We start from the raw sequence: 18,418 nt of genomic DNA on the forward strand, positions 1-18,418 counted from the left end.
TTTTATTTTTTTTCATTTTTCCGTAATCTGAAAGAATGTAAATTTCTGACATTTTTGCTCCGAAGTTTTTTATTCAAAATACTGATACTTTTTGAAACAGACATGCTCAAAAACATATTCGCGGCGGACTGTTTCCCCGCTGCGGGATTCTTTTGCAACGCGCCGGGTTGTGGCATAGAGCGGAACAAGACCGTTTTTTAAGGCAAAATCCACAAGCGTGAAAGTCGAGCCGAATTCACCTTGAATTATGAACAAATCGCCTGGAGCAGACTCACCTTTAAGCCAGGAAACAACAGACCCAACAACTTCCTCATTGGACTTTTCCGGCGGAATCTGTGCCCAGAGTTCCGCAAGATTTTTTTCCGGGTAAACAACTTCTATGGAATTGAATTTTTCACCAAGCTCGGCAAGCTGCTTTTGGGTGAGGACGTGGTTTAGAAGACAAAATGTTCTGGGCATGTGGACGGTTCCTAAAGTTGTGTTCCATCTTTTATATCAATGCCAAATTCTTTAGCACGATTTAAAGGAGTTTCTTTTTCTATTATGCTTTTTGTATACAAATGCTGTTTTACGTACAAGCCAAATTTAGACTTGATTATGGCTTGAAGTTTATACAAAGCATCGTTTAAAACCCTATTGCCTTCATTGCCGTCCACAAAACTTTTACATTCAATTACATGAAGCTTGTTATCCTTATCCAAATAAATTACATCAAGTTCATTTTTATCATTTCCTTTTTGAATTGTAACGTTCAAGGCAACATTTTTTTCATCTACATTGTGATATTCATTACAGATTTTCTGATAAACATATTCTTCAAACCAGCCACCTGTTATATACCGAATATGCTTGTGTTCAATTCTTGAAACATCAAATCCAAAAATCTGCAAGATTTTTATCATATTCTCTTTTGTTGCAGCAGGATGATTTATGGCTATGAATTTTTCTTCTTCTATTTGAGTGAAATCCAAAAAGTCTTTTCTCTTATAAACATTATTAAAATATGAATTATTTTGAAGGGCTATCATTCCTTTTATTAACTCACGGTTATCAGCAACGCACAAATCATAAACAGTTTTGTTATAATTCCAGTCTTTTACACATTCGTTATCATACTTATAAGAAATTCCATGAGCATCCAGATATTCCTTTAAAGAAAGTACTTCAAACATATCATATTTTTGTTTATTTGGATAAAGTTCCTGAAGTTCTTTTCCAATCGGTTGATAAAAAATTTCCGTATTTGGCTTATTGTTGAAAAAATCAAATGCAGCCAAAGACATAATTTTTGTTCCGCCTGTGATATTTACAATTATATTTTTATATTCATTATCTCTAAAATAATCAGTTAGAATATTCTCTGTTTTTGAAATATCATTTCCATCAGTATGAATTGTTTCCCATTCCACAAAAGAATCAGAAAAATGCAATGCATTTTTTATAAACAATGACTTTTCTTTTTGCTCCATTTCTTTTGTAGAAACAAGCAGGATTTTCATAGGCGTTTGCTTTTTATTGAAATACCATTTTATAAACTGAACATTTGGAATTGTCTGCTCACTGACCAAATTTACAAGAATTGTCTCTTTCATTTTTTCCTCCTGCTATTCCACAATCTCCCAAGTTCCTTTTTTGTCAGAACCGAGGCGCCTTATTTTGCCTTCATTTTTTAATTTTGCCATATTCCATTCCACGCCGCGCAACGTAAGCCCCGTAACCGCCGCAAGCCGCCTCTGAGTGATTTTCGGATTTTCCCTGATTGCATCAAGAATCTTTTCTTCGGCGGAAATATTTTCACCACAGTTTTCACCACAGTTTTCACCACAGTTTTCACCACAGTTGATTTGTTTTCCATCATTCATATTTTTATCAAAATTTTGCACATCAGCATTTTCGCCCATTTCTCCAAGCGGAACTACAATTCTGAACATATCGCCGTCTATAAATTCCGGGCGTATATTTTTGCCTGAATACAACGGAACAAATTTATTCAATTTTATAAAGCCAGAACCAAGTTCTTCTGAATAAGTTATTTCTCGGAAAACTTTTGAGATGCACGGATTTTTTGGAAAAGGCTCAATATTTTCCGGAGTAAGCTTTCCTTTATTTTGAGCCTTGTTCGGATTTTCAACATACATTCTGTCTTTTTCAATTACAAACTTTGAAATGCGTCCGCTTGTAAATTCACGGTGAATCAGGCAATTTACAATCATTTCGCGGCAGATATTTGAACGCAGGCTGATGCTCTGCATATTTTCATCCAAATAAAATTTATCAGAAGTATGCTTTTTGGCGAACTGCATAAGCAGGTCAACACTGTCAATCAGATTCGTCTGAATAATCTCGCGGTCATCATATCGGTCTGTGTCGATTTTTCTGCAAAGCGCATCTGTCCAGTATGTCGGACAAATATCCTGAATCACTTCATCCTGACCAAACAGAAGAGCCGCGGCAAGAGTAAGACCATCCTCATTTGTAGCATAATCATGTGTGTAAAGCCCGGTAGACTTCAAAAGCTGCATATTGTCCATTTTCATCCACGAATGATTTGAATTTCTGTTGTATGCGAGCTGCCTTGCTTTTTGAAAAACATCTTCCCGCAAATTTTCAAGCTTAAGATATGGAAAAACACGGCGTTCTGTAAAAATATTCTGCTTTCTGATATACATCTCGGCAATTTTGTCTGTAGAAGTAACAACGATGTCGCTGTCGCCTTGCCGGTCATAAACTTTTCCCTTAAAACTGTAAACTTGAGAAGCGTTCGGAACATAAACCCAAAGAACAATTTTTTCATCTACAGAAATCGGTTCAATAGTTGCCGTGCAGACTGGATTAAAAAGAGAAGGATTATTAAGGCAGTTTATAAAATTCCTAGTTAAATCACGCACAGCATTTTCCGGCACGCCTTCAATATTTCCGTCATCATCAACACCAAGAAAAATATCTCCGCCAAAACGGTTCAAGAATGAGCAGACAGTTTCATAAACATCAGAATGAATCCCATTTCCGCAACGCTTGAATTCTTGGGTAACTGTTTCGCCGAGCTTTATTTTTTTTAGAATTGTGTTTGGAGTCATGGTTTATTCCTTTCTGAAAGTCAGATTACTTTAGTGCACTTGCACCAGCCCATCGGAAGATATTGGCCATCGTAATTTAGAACGGTTCTGGAAGCTCCAAATTTATGATTTTCATCATACAAAGTTACGAATTCAAACTGACTCCATCTTCCAAGCCTTATTATAAATGAATTCTCAGATTCTTTCTCCGTGATGTTTTTAATTTCCATAAAAAGTTTATCTATCAATTCAAGTTTTTCGGAATCCGAATTTTTATAAAAATACTCATATTCCTGCTTAAAATTTTCACCATAAAAATAATTACATTCATTTATAATGTCTTTTATGAAGAATCTTTTTGAAACATTTCCTGTTTTCTGCAAGTCCTTATCAATAGTAAGACTAAACAGCTGCGGAACAGATTCTTTTGAAACGATTTTACCTAAAAGCACCTCTGCTTGAACCTGCGTGGAATTTTTCTCTGAAAGACGTCCAGCTTCTCCATTTATAATCTGAAGAGTTCCAACACCTTGTGTCAGCGGTGTTGTAAAATTACAGTCGCCAACATGAATTGCTCTAAACGGATCTGTTTTTGCATCTTTATTACTCAGAATTTGATTTTCAAAGTTTCTGTTTTTCTTTGCCGTGTAAAAATCAAATCCGCTTTCAACATCTTTTACACAGGAATCAACAAGAGCCGTTCTTATAGCTCCTTTTATTGAACTTCCGGGAATTCCAGGGAAACTCTTTAAGGAAGGTCTGTACATTTCCAAGACTTCGCAGGCATTCTGCAACGGGTCTTTTTTTAGATTCTCGTCATATTTCTCTTCAAATTCTTTAGTCGGCAGACACAGGTAAGAAACATCTTCGTTCTTCATGTTTTTATGAAAAAAACTCTGCAAAGATTTCATGTCACTGTTTAGAGAAAACATCTCGAATTCATTTCTAAGTTTTTCATCTGTTGCGACTCTGTTCAGAATTGAATCAGAAGAAAAGCGGACGTATTTTCTTTTACCAGAACTTGTATTTGCCAGCTTATAATCCAACGGCGACAATGTGTTTCCGCTTCCAATATGAACGGCGGTCATCGGCTCGATTTTTATTTTGTAGATTTCTTTCATTCGTCATCTCCTATCGGCAAAATCGGTGCAAATCCCGACTGACAAATCCGCTCATCAGAATGGACTTTTGTAATCAGTTTTCCAATAAACTGTAACGGTATTGCTGACTCAAAAACCGCGCCTTCATCAAACAGAACCACTGTCTTTTTATAAGGACACATTGATGAGGCAAAAGCCCCGCCGATTTTTCCTGTGCGGATAAATGTATTCGCCCGCAAAGAATTTTCTTTAATTTCTGAAAAATCCGCAACAAACGGAGCAAGCGCAACATATTTATTTGAACTGATTTTAGGTTGCACAGGAATAATATTTTCCACAGAGATTTCTCCTTTTCCTGTTGAGGAATCCGCACCGTATCCGTTTTCAAAAGCCCAGTCCAAGAGCTGACTTAGCCGTTCTTTAGAATATGATGATAAAACATACAAATCAAAATCCTGACCACTTGCCCAAAATTCTTCCACTGCAAAAAGATTTCCCTCTTCCACCGTGTTTGAAAACCGGTTTATGGAATTGTGCATTGTCTGAACCCGTTCAAAAATGAAAGATTTCGTTTCATTTTCAGAAAAATCTGAAAAATACTTTGCGGAAGAAACAAATTTTTCTTTCTTGATTTTTTTTATTTGAGAATATTCTTCTGTAGACAATCTGGGTTTTCTATCCTCATGCTTTGGAAAAGGCTTGCAGATTGTTCCTTTTGGAAATGCAGAAGAAACAATCAAGCTTGGCGTTGCCGATTTTTCTTCCGCAAGAAATTTTTCCACAGCCTGCTCGTCCTCGTGGTTTGCGATTCCCCACACAATATGTCCCCAGATTGTGTCGCCTTTTAACGGTGTTACAAATGCGGACTTCAGTTTTATTGAAACTTTATAGAGTTGCATAAACACCTCAAACCTAAAGATTTACAGGATTGTTGTCTTCATCAACCAAATCCTTAAATTCAATCTGACCGTTTCCGCGGCTTCCGCCTCCGCCAAGATAGTCATCCTGCAAAAGTTTCAAAGATTCAAGGACAACTTCCTTAAAATAATTTTCGTCAGTCTTGCCACCATCGTCGGTATCAATTACTCGGTAGGAAATTTCAAAGTCGAATTCGACGCCGGGAACAATGCGTTCAATCGGACGGGGATTTGCTTCCGCAGTGATTCTGTTCAATGAGTTTTCATTCTTTTCTTCAACAATAGAATTTCCGTTTCTGAATTTCTCTTTCCATTCTTTTGTCAAGACTGCATCACGCACTATAAGCCTTGTCGGACCTCTGTCTTTTGCCTCTTCCGACTTTGTATTTGCGCTTCCAAAAACACGGCAAACTTTACACTCCGGAAGTCCACAGGAACAGACTTTTCCGCCGGTACTTTTGAGTTTGTCAAATTTCCATTCCATTAAAGAACGCATTTTTCCTTTTATCGAAGAGCCAGGAATATAAGGTTCATGTGTAAGCGGATTTCTGATAATCGGATTGTCCATTCCGCCGATTTCAACTTTGTCATTGCCAGCTCCAATATGAAGCCCTGTCTTTACAACAATTTTTCCTGAAAGTTTTTTTGTGTCTATCTGTTTCATAATTTTCTCCTGTAAAAATTATCTGCAATTACTTGGTGCAAGTTCGTAATAAAATCCGTAAGCGGCCTCAAAAAGATTTACAAAAATATGATAATCTTCCTGAGTTTTTATCAAATCAATTCCAGATGAAATAAAAGCTTCCAAGTTCTTATAAACTCCTTTTTCCTCTGATTTTTGCTTTGCAGCACGGGCAACAGAATACGCAACTTTAGATTTTATCATCTTTATATATGGAAGCTGTTTTTCCCACTGATTTTCCTGAAGAGACAGAATCTGCTCAAATCTTTTTACTTCATCAAAAATTCTTCTTAACTGGGTTGATGTAACTCCGATGTTTTTACCTTTGAATGATTTTGCAACATTCAGCGCAACAGAATCAAACAAATCTTCCTGAACTGTTTTTCCGTCAGCCTTGTAAAAACTTGTAATTTTCACAGGATTTGGAGTCTCAGATTTATCCTCAAAAGAGTTCTTCTGAAATCCTCCGCCGTTTCTGTTTCCATAATACTGCTGATTCCCATTTCTTCCGTCTCCCATATTTTTTCCTCCTAAAAAAAACTGCGATGTTTTAACGATTGACGTTTTCAAGCGTTAAAACTCGACGACATCTATAAAAACAGGCATTGTTTTTATAGATGTCTATTCATATACAACGCATAACTTACCGCTATGCGGGACTTTACCATTTCCTGCGGATTCTCTCCGTAAGCCAAAAGCCTTTTTTTCAGCTCATCATTCTTTACATTCCTTGCAAGAACATAAATCATATTGCTCTTCCAGATTCTGTCTTTTGTGTTTACAAGCTCGCTCACATCTGCAATCTTATCTTTATCGCCCAATGTTTTTTCCGCGCGGTTTGCAAAATCAATAAATTTGTAGATAACTCCAGTTGAAAGTTCATTTTTCCTCATAAGCTCTGCAAAATATTTTCCGTCCGAAAGGTATTTTTCATATTCAGTCCAAGATACAGTTGCTCCAAAAACCGTAACCGCATTTTTTCCGATGTGATTTTTTGAACGTTCCAGATTCTTCTCTGCCTCGTCCGCAATATTTCTTACCGGCAACTTTGAATTCACAAGCGCAATTCCGCCGCTTATCGTTACAGAAGGATTATTGTTCGTAAACATCTTAAGCTCTTTCTGAAAATCAAGGGCAAACTGCAAAACGCTTTCCCAAGTTCCAAGAACGCACAAATCATCCCCGCCCGAAAAAACTGTATAAATCTTATCTTTGTAAAATTCGCCGAACTGGTCGGTCTTATTCTTTACAAACCAGGAATAAAATCCGGAAAAGAAATAATGCAGCTGATGGCTTAAATCCGCATACCGCGAAAATGACATTCGTTCTCCCAAAGACTGGCTGAAAATAAGACCAAGGTTATCTACATCTGCTTTGAACATTGCAAGTTTCTTGTTTCCTTTAGAAAGATTTGCAATATCCTCAAAAGTCAAAAGCTCATCGTTTTCGGTTTTTGGCGCGATATATGGCAACGTTACCAGCGGAAATTTAGGTTTGAAATCATTTACGGAATAATAAAACTTTACATCCTCATCCCATTCATAAAGTTTTATCATGTCGCCAAAATGAAGCAATTTTTCGGATTTCAAGACAAGTTTTGCTGACTTTACAAGTTTTCCTCCAATTTCAATAAGTTTTTCGCATGACTTGCACTGCCGCTCATCGTCAGAACCTTCCACACTTCTGGCGGCAAAAATTCCACACTTCGGGCATTCGCCAAATTTCTGCAAATTTTCATACTGCGTCTCAAGAACAGCGCCGCATTTTTTAAGGACTTTCTGCATTTTCCTTGACTTTGCAATATCGCCGTCATCGCCTATTTTGTTTATCAGCGAGATGACATTTTCTTTTTGCAAGTCTTTATAACTTGCCACAGTTCCGTCACTTACAATAAAAGTCAGTTTTCCGGCGAATTCGTTTAAGAAATACTCTTCAATCTCAAGCTGAAGCTCTTCCAGCCGTTTTTTTGCTTTTTGTGTATTCGGCAAAAGAATGATAAATTTTCCGCCGGCGGAAGTCATAATGTTCGCATAAGTTACACCAAATTGCCTTGTGATATACTGAGAAATAATCTCGCTCAACGCCCAAAGCTGGAAACTTTTTGCGCGCAGGAGTTTTGCATTGTCAGAAGAAGTCTTCAAATCAAAAATGTAATTCTGGATTCCTGAAATATCGCCGTTGATAAAAAGAAATTTTTTGCCGTCTGTTCTTAACGAAAGTTCATTTTCAGAATTTTCTTCTTTGTGATATTCATAAAGAGCGGCTGCAAAAGCGGCGGTTGTCTTTGTATGCTGATACAAACTTATGTCCGCATCGGAATTTGTTGCAGACGGAATGCACCACCAGTAACGTTCAAGCAGAGAATTTAAGGACAGAAGAAATTCGTCATAATTCAATCCCTGCAATTTCTGAAAATCTTTTACAAACTTTTCCCAGAGCGCTTTATATTCTTCTTTTGAAGTTTTACATTTTTCAACCGGAATCACAGAATCTTCTTCAAGTTCCGACATTTTGCAAAACGCTTTTTCAGGTTCAGCACGGCCGTCCAAATGCAAGGTTGAAAGAATGTGAATCATCGGCTTTTCATAGAACCTCAACTTTTCTTTTTCCTCATCAAACTGGTTTTCATTTTCACATTCTGCAATTCCCAAAATATTGCATCTGTCAGAACCGCTGCTCAAGCAGTCCGCCTGGCTTATAATCCACTCAAAATAAGAAGAAGGATTATGATGACTTGCGGCAAGAGTTTTTATATGCTCAAAATTAATATTGTCAGGAAGAACATCTTTATACTTATTCAAAAATCCTTCCGTATAAACAACGTGCTGATGAGTAAAACGTCCGTCTTTTGTAGTCCTGCAATATCTGCCTTCAAGCTTGCTGCCGTATAGTTCCTGAATATCCGCCCGCTGGGCAAATTTTCCTACGTCATGAAGCCAAGCTGCAATTACAAGTTCTTCTTTTGTTATATTTTCATCTACCATCTTTTTTCTCCTACTTGCTCCAATAATCTATCTGCCCAAGCCCAAAGTTTGTGTTTTTTCCTGCTCCGGCAATTTTGTTCAGTTCCAGCAAAGAAAGCTCAAAGTCTGAAAAGTTTCCTGTTATCTTAAAGTTTCCCACGCTTCCGCCAAGTTCCATTGCATTTTTCTGGCGCGCGGAATAATGATTAAAGTCAATCCACCTGATTTTTCTGTCTGTAATTTCAAGCGATTCTGACGGAATATATTTCTGACAATCATCTTCCAAAACCTCACCGTAAAGCGAGCACAAAGTCTTTGCGCGGCGGTAAAGGCAGCCCATAAAATCCTGCGCGGAAAAATCTGTTCCATATCTTCCGCCAAACTTGAACCGCAGAGGAGAATTCAGCTCAACAAGAATCTCGTGCGGCCTTGATTTCAACCCCTCGTTGGAATCCCATATCTGCGGAGGAATTTCCATATCAATATGATTTTCATCAATAAGAATATTTTTTCCGCCCGAAACAACGCTTTTAATCCTGAACTGTGCCCGGCTTTTAAAGATTCCGTCGTTTCCGGCACGGACAAAAGCCGCGTATATATATGGAAGATATTCAACAGATTTTCCAAAAAGCGTGAGGATAAATGAATATTCAGTCAAAGGATTTTTGTGTTCCCGGTTTTTTACAGAAAGCGAATAAGGATGGCAGCCCTTGTTCCGTCCGGGCAGAACAGAATTATCAGACGGAAGAATCGTCTCAAAAATATACGAATAGACGCAGGTTTTGCTGTAAAGGCACTCGCCGCAGACCGACTGCCTGGAAATGCAGCACATTGAACGCAGGTTCTTTCCCAGCATTCCGCGAAGAACAAACAAAGGATTTGCGCTGACAATGGCCGGCTTTAAAAATTCAAGGTTGAATTCAAACTGTAAAAAGCTGAGCTTCAAAATTCTTCTCCGTAATGAAACATCTGCCAATTATTTTAGCACAACAATTTCATAAATCAAGTTTTATTAAAATATTTTACTCCCTATGCAAAAAAATCATCCCCGGACTTGCCACAATGACCAAAAAGCAAATCCAGGGATGATGAGGAGGACTAATTTAAATGCCTTAAAAAATAAGACGGATTTTAAAACTGCCTAATCTTTAAAGCTGGGCAGAAATTTTCACAAAAGCTCTAGCCTTTATTCCGTTGACTTTTTTGAGCGAACCCTGACCAGCAAAGTCCGGCCATTCTTCTATAAAAATCGGAGCGTCTTTTTTGAGCGCATCAATTTCCAAAGTAAAGTCATGCGCATTTTTTCCGTAGCGTTTAAGCCCGATGCTCCACGGATAATTTTCGCCAATAAAAATTCCGTCGTCAATAAGCTTTCCGTTTTCATAAAGGCGCGCGCAGTTTCCGGCATATCCAATGTCAATAAACAAATCGTCAAGTCCGTTCTGCCAGCTTTCCACGGAAATTTTATAGACCGCAGTTTTTTCATCTTCTGAAATTTTCTGGCACGAAACTTTTGGAGATTCCGCACCGTCCTGGTCGAAAGTATAAACCGTGAATCCGCCGCCGCATTTTTTTGCAGAAAATCCTTCTGGAACTTTTTCAAGTTCCGGGAATGCCTTGAATGAAATTTTCTTGCAGTCTTCAAATTCAAGTTCTGTTTTTCCATCTTGGTTATTCTGGAACAAAACTGAATCCGTCACAACAAGATATTCTTTTCCGTTTGCAGAAACTTTATGAGCGTTCAATGCATCTTCTCTTGAAAGCGTTACAATATCACAGTCAGGAACCTCGCCTTCAAACTGATAAAGAGAAACGGAAGCGTCCTTTGCGGAACAAACACTGGAATCTTTTTCAGCCAAAGAGCCGGCAGGTTTTGCAGCTGAATAAAAAACGTAAACTTTGCGCTGGTTATTTAAAACACAAAGCGGAGTTGCAAGCGAAGTCTTTAAAAGTCCATCCGCAACTTTCATGTTGAACGGCAAAAAGAAAAAGTCTTTGTCTGCAACATCAATCGCCGGGAACTGAATGTCCGCGCCGCTTTTTTCTGTGGAAGCAAGCACAACATTTTTATGCCCAGCCATTTTTCTTCTGCGCTGATAATTGTTTACAAAGACAAAGCCGCGTTTTTTTCCACATTTCTCACATTCTTTGTAACGCCAGCTTGTGCGCAAGTCAGAAAAGTTTTCCGGTGTAATAGGATTTGAGTCAGGCAAGTCAGTTTCCGTGGAGGCAAGAAATTCTCCAAAGTCATGCGCAAAAAGTGAATACAATTTTATCTCGCCGTAAGTTCCGTTTGGAAGTCCGTACTCTCCCAAAGGCGCTCGGAAATCGTAGTTCTTTATGCTCATGTCGTTCAAAGAGCCAGTCGCAATATTTTCTTCAAGAGTTGTAAGCTTTCCTTCCGGGTTCTGTCCGCCATGATACATATAGTAACCAAGCAGGTTGCAACCGCTTCCCATTTTTGCAAGGCTCATAGCGCCAATGTCTTTTGGCTGTGCAATCGGACGGCGTTTTAAAGTAACTTGAAGTCCGCCGCCAAGCTCCGCAGTAAGATATGGATATTTTGTCATATCAAAAGTGATTCCTTCGCCAAGTCCAAAGTCGCAGCCAATCGCATGGTCGTTGCGCTCGTAAGTGAACACGTAGTTTCCGCTAGGCTCAATTTCTGTAATGCGCGGATCCCAAGGAGCTTCGCAGTAGCCGCCCATAACAGGCAAAAGTCCGGCTGTAACAGCTCCACCCCAGCCAGTCGCAGTATACAAAGGAACATCAAAGCCAGTTTCACGCGCCATTTTTTCAAGACGCTTCATGTGCGCTTCGCCTGAATCGCCTATAAGTCCGCCGCAATGGCCGAATTCATTTTCAATCTGAACTCCGATAATCGGACCACCGTCTTTTAAAAGCAAGCCTTTTACCTGCTCGTAAATCGCCTTGTAGAATTTCTCAACTTCCGAAAAATATTTTTCATCATTCGTATTGCGTGCATCAGGACATTTTGCAAGAAGCCAGTCCGGGAATCCTCCGTGGCGAACTTCCGCATGGCTCCAAGGCCCGATGCGCAAAATCATTGAAAGCCCGCATTCCTTTATAGTCTGAACAAATTTGCGAAGATCGCGCCAGCCTGTCCACTCAAACTGATTTTCAATTTCCTCGTGATGAATCCAAATTACGTAGGAACTCACAATATCCACTCCGCCCTCTTTCATTTTTAAAAGAGCCTCTTTCCAGCCGCTGTCCGGGTATCGTGAATAATGGATTTCGCCCATAATCGGAAACCATCTTTTTTCACCCTTAAAAAGGCTTTTATTATCAAAAGAATATGAAATCATGTTTTTCTCCAATCCTTGATATTTACACGTGTTGATTTATAAAAATAATATCACGGAAATTTCAAAAAATCTAGGAAAATTTTTATAACAAAACCTCACAAAACAAAAAGTGAGCAACAGATTGCGCAATAAAAAAGTTAAAAAAATGCCCTCAAATGCTGACAAAAAGAATATTTTAAATCATAATTATAAGGACTGTTGTTTTACGGTGCAGATTATCTGGTCAAGCCGGATAATGACAAGGTGATAGCATTTACTGACAAAAAAACTGTCATTCCCGCGCAGCGACACGGGAATCCCTGACAAAGGAGGAACATTATGAAAAAACTGATTTTTTCTATTTTACCAGCATTTTTATTCGCATTTATTTCATGCATGAACATGAGCTCCGGCACTGGAGAAAACGGCTCTGTCCGTGTTGCCCTGCCGGGAAGCGGGCGCGCCACATACGCTTACAGAAAAAACAACGCCGACAAATTCATTGTGCGCCTTTATAATGACGACGACTTTGACCAAACCGAGAAAGGAGCTGTGGGGGGGGTAATAGAGTTTGGCGACCTGGAGCCGGGAAAATACACTGCCACAGCGGAAGCCTGGAACGCAGGCGAAAACATCCTTGAAGGCAGCGGAAGCACAGAGATTACCGTAAGAGCCGGCGAAACCACAGACTGCAATATTACAATGATTCTTGAGGGGCAAACCGCGTATTATTCAAAGTATTTAGCTCTTGCTAATTTTAATATAGATATTAAATGTAATATTACATTATATGACTATTCAAATTTAAATACAGTCATAAATTCCTTTGAAGGTAACTTTGTAAGTTTTTCAGAAGATAAAAATTCAAATTTATATTATATATTATATTCTAGCGGCAATGGTTATAGATGTATAAAAAAAACACAGCCATCATCAGCAGAGATAGCTGATAGTAGTAGTAGTACAAGCAACTATTCATATTATAGAGATTTATATTATGAACCAACCACAGATACACTTTATCGTATAGGAGATGATAACAGTCAAGTGGGAGTTTTTGAGCTTTCTTGTATAAAAAATGTATCAAAGCAATCAGATTTAAATTTTTCATCTCTAGGCACTATAAAGGTTAATAATAGTGATGCTGGCAGTGTAAAATGTTTTGCAGTAAAGGATGATAAAGTTTATATGGTTTATAATTACTATAATTATGCAACAACCAAGTATGATATTTCAGTTGTTTCTATTGATGACTTTTCTAATAACAATAACAAAACAATTGAGCATAGTGGAAAATCTTTTAATCTTTCCGGCGAAGTTACAGACATGGCGGTTCTTGAAGACGGAACAGTGGCAGTTCTTGTAAACGAAAAAAGTTTAAATCCTGCAAATCAATTTACTTTAAATGATGGTTGTACAGTATACAGCCGCGGCGCGCTCGTTCTTTTGTCTTCGGACTTGTCTAAAGTTGAAAAAGTTATTGGCTGGACAGATTCTCAAAGAACAATAAGTGCAACAAATGTTGAAAATGCCGAAAATTATGTAACAAAATGGACATCAATCACTGCTTACATTCCAGATTATGCCGAGCGCAATTCGCACTTTTACGGGCCAATGCGCATTGTAGCAATCCGCCCTAAGGAGCTTGTGATTGCAGACTGCGGCGCAAACTTTGTCCTTGCTGACTACAAAAAGCATAGGCAGGGTAAGATGTTCACGCACAACAGGCTAATGACCGTAAACCTGCGCAACTTTGCCATAGGCTGCAAAAAAGAATTCAGCGAAGATGAGCTAAAATTCCAGAACCTTAGCATCAGTGGCAATATTGAAGTAAGCACAAGCGGCGACTGGAGCAATAAATACGTAGACGAAAAATAAAGCAACTATATTGCCCCTTATTTTTAAACATAGTTACTATATTTGCTCAACGGACTGGGTACGTTTTTTATCGTTGTTTTGACATTTCAGTGCTTTCTGTCATAAAAGCTGAAGTAATACTTCCTAAGACCCTGAGTAATACTTCCTAAGACCCGTAGCGATACTTCCTAAGAGGCTGAGTAATACTTCCTAAGACCCTAAGGAATACTCTCTAAGGCTCTTAGGAATACTTACTTAGGGCTTTAGGAATACTCACTTAGCCTCTTAGGAAGTATTCCTTCAGCGCGCATTGAAATTGCTCCTACTATTCAGGATTATATTCCCAAAAAGTTATATTTCAAATGGCAATATCATAACCTTTAGCATGAGCAAAAAAAATTCCCCAGTCTAGCCGGGGAATAATAAGTTACAAAAAACTGTTCGCACTTGCTTACAGTTGCTTTTTTTTCTCGGGGCATTAAGCCTTGCGGCTTAATGTCGGTTAAAAAATAAAAAACTGTTCGCACTTGCTCACAGTTGCTTTTTTTTCTTGGGGCATTAAGCCTTGCGTTTGTTATTTTCAGAATATTCACTCATGCTTAATCGCAAATATTCTGAAAACTTCAATGTACATTGGTTAAAAAATAAAAAACTGTTCGCACTTGCTCACAGTTGCTTTTTTTTCTCGGGGCATTAAGCCTCGCGTTTGTTATTTTCAGAACATTTGCTCATGCTTAATCGCAAATATTCTGAAAACTTCAATGTACATTGGTTAAAAAATAAAAAACTGTTCGCACTTGCTCACAGTTGCTTTTTTTCTCGGGGCATTAAGCCTTGCGGCTTAATGTCGGTTAAAAAATAAAAAACTGTTCGCACTTGCTCACAGTTGCTTTTTTTCTCGGGGCATTAAGCCTTGCGGCTTAATGTCGGTTAAAAAATAAAAAACTGTTCGCACTTGCTCACAGTTTTTATTTTTTTTCGATGGTTATTCCTTTACAGCCGCTGTTCCCATGCTCATCATCATTGCTTTCTGTGTGAACAGGAAGAAGATTACGAACGGTATACAGATTACCAAAGAACCTGCTGCGAAGTTTGTAAACTCGTTCTTTTTATCAGAAACGAAAGAGAACAAGCCCAACGCAAGTGTCTGTTTTTCCGGGCTTCTTAAAACCATCTTCGGGAAGATAAAGTCCATCCATGGTCCTGTAAAACTTGAGATTCCCAGGAATGTGATAATCGGCTTTGTAACAGGAAGGATGATTGTTCCAAAAATTCTAAAATGGCTTGCACCGTCAATTCTTGCAGCCTCGTCAAGGTTCTTGCTTACTGTATCCATGTAGCTTTTTACCATCCAAGTGTTGTACGGAATTCCGCCGGCAACATAAACAAGCACCAGTCCCCACAGAGTATCAAGTCCGCCGATACGGTTCAAGATTACATAGATTGCAATCATTCCTACAAATGAAGGGAAAATCTGAAGAATAAGCATGCTCATCAAAAGGGTGTGCTTAAAGACGAACTTAAAGCGTGAAAAAACATAAGCGCTCAATGAGGAAATCACAACAGTAAGAAATGTTGTCCAAAGGGCGATGATGAATGTGTTCTTAAACCACAGCCAGTATTGGGTTTCAAAGAACAGATACTTAAAGTGCTTAAGCGTGAATCCGTCCTTGAAAGGAACAATGTTCATGCTTGCAATTCCGTTTCCAGGAGCAAAAGCGGCTGCAACAACATAAACAAGCGGATAAAAAACAACAAGCGAAATCAGTATAAAAACAAGATAAGAAAAAGTCTTGCTGATTGTCTTGAACGAGCGGTAATTTTTCATACTTCACCTTCCTTATAAGCCTTTGTATTTCTGAACTGATAAATAGCAAACGGCGCAAGAACAACGAAGATAAGTACTGCGATAACAGAAGCGTAGTTGTATCTAAGCATTGTAATTGTAAGCTTGTAAATCCAAGTAACAAGAATATCAGTTCCGCCCGCCATTGTGGTTGTGGAATCAGCAACAGTAGGAGAACCTCCTGTAAGGAAGAAGATGATTCCGAAGTTGTTGATGTTATGTGTAAAGCTCATGATAATCAAAGGCATTGTCTGGTAAAGAACAAGAGGCATTGTAATGTGCCGCAAAATCTGAGATCCGTTAGCACCGTCAATTTTTGCAGCTTCGTACAAATCCTTGGAAATAGCTGTCATTGTTCCCATAGAAAGCATCATAAAATAGCCAAATCCAGCCCAAAGGTTGATTACAATACACATTATTTTTGCCAGTGTCGCATCTCCAAGCCATGGAATCGCATTTCCCGACTCAAGAATTCCAAGCGCAACAAGAGTTCTGTTTACAATTCCAAAAGTTCCGTTAAGCATATGACGCCACAGAATCATTGTAATTACAGCCGGAACTGCATAAGGCAAGATAAATATAAACCTGAACACTGGAGCAAGCTTGATTCCGCTTTCATTCAAATGAACGGCAACCAAAAGTCCGCCAAAGTAGCAGGTAAAAGTTGAAGCCACAGCCCATACAAATGTCCAGATTGCGACGCGTGCAAAACCAGCCGACCAGTTTGTTCCGCCAAAAAGGAGCGCTTTAAAGTTCTGGAATCCAACCCAATCTACAGTATTTTTAGGAGGAATGTTGTTTGGAGCAGAATAGTTTGTAAAAGCAACCGCAACGCTAAAAAGAAGCGGAACAACAACAAAAACAAGGAGCATAACTACACAAGGAGCAAGACCTGTAATAGGGAATGCCTTGTTGCCAACCTCAGCCAAAGAGGACTTTTGAGAAACAAACCGTTTAGTCCTACAGTATTCTTCATAGGATTTTTTTGCGCTTCTTACAGAAATTACATAAGCAGCTATAAAAAGAGCAACTATCGAAAGAATAAGAATTCCGTCGATAAGCATAAACATAGAGTTATTGCGAAGCTTAACAGGAATATCAGGCTGCGGCTCGCCAAGAGTAATCAAACCAAAAATCTTTCTGCAAGTAACTGGCAGAAAAGCAAGAAAAAGAACTTCAAGGGCAGCAAAAAGAGCGCCTTTGACATATTGTTTAAGGTAAATAATATGGGATAATCCCATGAAGCATAAAGATGCGACTTTTACCTTTTTTGCAGAACTTCCATCGGACTCTATCCGCATAAGACACCTCGCAATTGAATACGTCTGGTCAAGGCACGCTTATGCCCAAGCCCTTGACTCAGCCGTTTTTACGGTTTTGACAACCCATAAATAAAAGAGGCTGCCTCCCAAGGAGACAACCCCTCGCTTATTACAAGAAAAAGCTATTAAACTTATATTCCAAGAATTGTAGCGTTGCAAGCGTCAAGTTCTTTCTTAACATCTGCACCGTCCCAAATATTCTTTGAAGCGTTTCCAAGTGCCTCCCAGAATGCAGACATCTGCGGAACAGAAGGCATTGGGAATGCGTAGTTAAGTTGCTGGAGGAATCCGCCAATGTATTCGCTTGAAACTTTTACGTTGATAGCTGGCATAGCTCCTGTGATGTCGAATCTGAGCTGCTGCATAGCAGGGCTGATAAGGAACTGGGCAAAGTCAGCAGCTTCTTCCGGATGATCAGAGTATGAACTTACAAACATAGCGCGTGTTCCAGAGAACGAAGCTGCTGGAACTGTGTCACCAGGAAGTGAAGGAAGAGGAGCAACACCAAAGTTCAGTCCTGCATCTACAAAGTTCTTTACGTTCCAAGGTCCAGTGATGTGCATTGCAGCCTGTCCGCCCTGGAATGCTGCGTCGCAAGCGCCAGTTGAAAGGTCTGCCGCAGGAACATTAAGAGCAGGTCTAAGCGACTGGAAGAATTTCATTCCGTTTACAGCATCATCATTATTAAGATATGTTGTAGAAGTGTCATCTCCTGTTGGACCGAAGATGCGGTTTCCGTTTTCTGTTGTAAATACGATTGAATAGTATGCGTTTCCTACATCCATTATAAATCCGCGTTTGTCTGGATTCTTTTTGTTGAAATCAACTACCCATTTTGCAAGAGCATCCCAAGTCTTTGGAACATCTTTTTCAGCAATGAGATCCTTGTTGTAAAACAAAGCGTAAGTTTCCGCGCTTACCGGGTATCCGTACATTTTTCCTTCATAGGTAAGAGCCTTTGAACAAGCACCAAGAACTTCTTTTGCAACAACGTCTGCGTTTGCTGTTGGAGCAACGTGTCCGCCGTTAACAAGTTCGCCAAGCTTATCATGTGGAGCAGCAAAAAGGTCTGCGCCAACTCCAGCAGGTCCGTCAAGAGCAATCTGTCCTGTCGAATCTCCAAGCTCTACGTTTACGAACTTGATTTCTACATTCGGATGGGACTCTGTGTATTTAGCTCCAGCCTGTTTAATGAATTCATCTGGTCCTAAAAGAGACTCCCATACAGTAAGAGTTATTTTTTCAGATTTTTTAGCTTTCTTGCTGCATCCTGTAAATGCGAGCAAACCTACAGATACTACAGCCACAGCTGCAATAATACCTTTCTTCATTTTGTCCTCCTAATTATAAAACAATGAAGCTTTTAT

14 protein-coding genes are annotated in these 18,418 nt (G+C 39.1%); 1 reads left to right on the forward strand and 13 read right to left on the reverse strand.

Translation table 11 applies throughout. From position 1 onward, the window contains the following. Positions 1 to 69 precede the first annotated feature (69 nt). From csx20 to TRESU_RS11150, 10 genes are all read right to left on the reverse strand, one after another. Positions 70 to 459 (reverse strand): CRISPR-associated protein Csx20, encoded by a 390-nt coding sequence (gene csx20 / locus TRESU_RS11105; protein WP_013702305.1) that lies wholly within the window; start codon positions 457 to 459, stop codon positions 70 to 72. Positions 460 to 470: 11 nt separating this feature from the next. Next, positions 471 to 1,592, reverse strand: a complete 1,122-nt coding sequence (locus TRESU_RS11110; protein ID WP_013702306.1) for a Card1-like endonuclease domain-containing protein — start codon at positions 1,590 to 1,592, stop codon at positions 471 to 473. A gap of 12 nt (positions 1,593 to 1,604) precedes the next feature. After that, positions 1,605 to 3,077, reverse strand: a complete 1,473-nt coding sequence (locus TRESU_RS11115; RefSeq protein WP_013702307.1) for an RNA-binding domain-containing protein — start codon at positions 3,075 to 3,077, stop codon at positions 1,605 to 1,607. A 20-nt stretch (positions 3,078 to 3,097) separates the two neighbouring features. Then, positions 3,098 to 4,177, reverse strand: coding sequence for a type III-A CRISPR-associated RAMP protein Csm5 (gene csm5, locus TRESU_RS11120; RefSeq protein WP_013702308.1), 1,080 nt, complete (start codon positions 4,175 to 4,177; stop codon positions 3,098 to 3,100). Beyond that, positions 4,174 to 5,055, reverse strand: a complete 882-nt coding sequence (gene csm4 / locus TRESU_RS11125) for a type III-A CRISPR-associated RAMP protein Csm4 (RefSeq protein WP_013702309.1) — start codon at positions 5,053 to 5,055, stop codon at positions 4,174 to 4,176. The genes csm5 and csm4 overlap by 4 nt, the downstream gene beginning before the upstream one ends. Positions 5,056 to 5,068: 13 nt before the next feature. After that, positions 5,069 to 5,737: a type III-A CRISPR-associated RAMP protein Csm3 gene (gene csm3 / locus TRESU_RS11130; protein ID WP_013702310.1), complete on the reverse strand. Its 669-nt coding sequence runs from the start codon at positions 5,735 to 5,737 to the stop codon at positions 5,069 to 5,071. Positions 5,738 to 5,755: 18 nt separating this feature from the next. Next, positions 5,756 to 6,274, reverse strand: coding sequence for a type III-A CRISPR-associated protein Csm2 (gene csm2 / locus TRESU_RS11135; RefSeq protein WP_013702311.1), 519 nt, complete (start codon positions 6,272 to 6,274; stop codon positions 5,756 to 5,758). A 92-nt stretch (positions 6,275 to 6,366) separates the two neighbouring features. Next, on the reverse strand, positions 6,367 to 8,739 hold the full coding sequence (cas10, locus tag TRESU_RS11140; RefSeq protein ID WP_013702312.1) for a type III-A CRISPR-associated protein Cas10/Csm1: 2,373 nt from the start codon (positions 8,737 to 8,739) through the stop codon (positions 6,367 to 6,369). Positions 8,740 to 8,749: 10 nt separating this feature from the next. Beyond that, positions 8,750 to 9,664, reverse strand: coding sequence for a CRISPR system precrRNA processing endoribonuclease RAMP protein Cas6 (cas6, locus tag TRESU_RS11145; RefSeq protein ID WP_013702313.1), 915 nt, complete (start codon positions 9,662 to 9,664; stop codon positions 8,750 to 8,752). A gap of 202 nt (positions 9,665 to 9,866) precedes the next feature. Continuing rightward, a complete protein-coding gene (locus TRESU_RS11150; protein WP_013702314.1) occupies positions 9,867 to 12,047 on the reverse strand; it encodes a beta-galactosidase in 2,181 nt (726 codons plus the stop codon). A gap of 318 nt (positions 12,048 to 12,365) precedes the next feature. Here TRESU_RS11150 and TRESU_RS15670 point away from each other — a divergent pair, with 318 nt between their 5' ends. Beyond that, entirely contained in the window at positions 12,366 to 13,904 is a 1,539-nt protein-coding gene (locus TRESU_RS15670; protein ID WP_013702315.1) for a hypothetical protein, read from the forward strand. Between the two features lie 964 nt (positions 13,905 to 14,868). On the opposite strand, the gene TRESU_RS11165 is transcribed toward TRESU_RS15670, so the two are convergent. From TRESU_RS11165 to TRESU_RS11175, 3 genes are all read right to left on the reverse strand, one after another. Further along, entirely contained in the window at positions 14,869 to 15,711 is an 843-nt protein-coding gene (locus TRESU_RS11165; protein WP_013702316.1) for a sugar ABC transporter permease, read from the reverse strand. After that, positions 15,708 to 17,030, reverse strand: coding sequence for a carbohydrate ABC transporter permease (locus tag TRESU_RS11170; RefSeq protein WP_013702317.1), 1,323 nt, complete (start codon positions 17,028 to 17,030; stop codon positions 15,708 to 15,710). The genes TRESU_RS11165 and TRESU_RS11170 overlap by 4 nt, the downstream gene beginning before the upstream one ends. 152 nt (positions 17,031 to 17,182) lie before the next feature. Beyond that, positions 17,183 to 18,382 carry a sugar ABC transporter substrate-binding protein gene (locus TRESU_RS11175; protein ID WP_013702318.1) on the reverse strand — a complete coding sequence of 400 codons (1,200 nt, stop codon included), beginning with the start codon at positions 18,380 to 18,382 and terminating at the stop codon, positions 17,183 to 17,185. Positions 18,383 to 18,418 lie beyond the last annotated feature (36 nt).

The sequence above is a fragment of the Treponema succinifaciens DSM 2489 genome (genome assembly GCF_000195275.1).
GTDB classification, from domain to species: Bacteria; Spirochaetota; Spirochaetia; order Treponematales; family Treponemataceae; genus Treponema_D; species Treponema_D succinifaciens.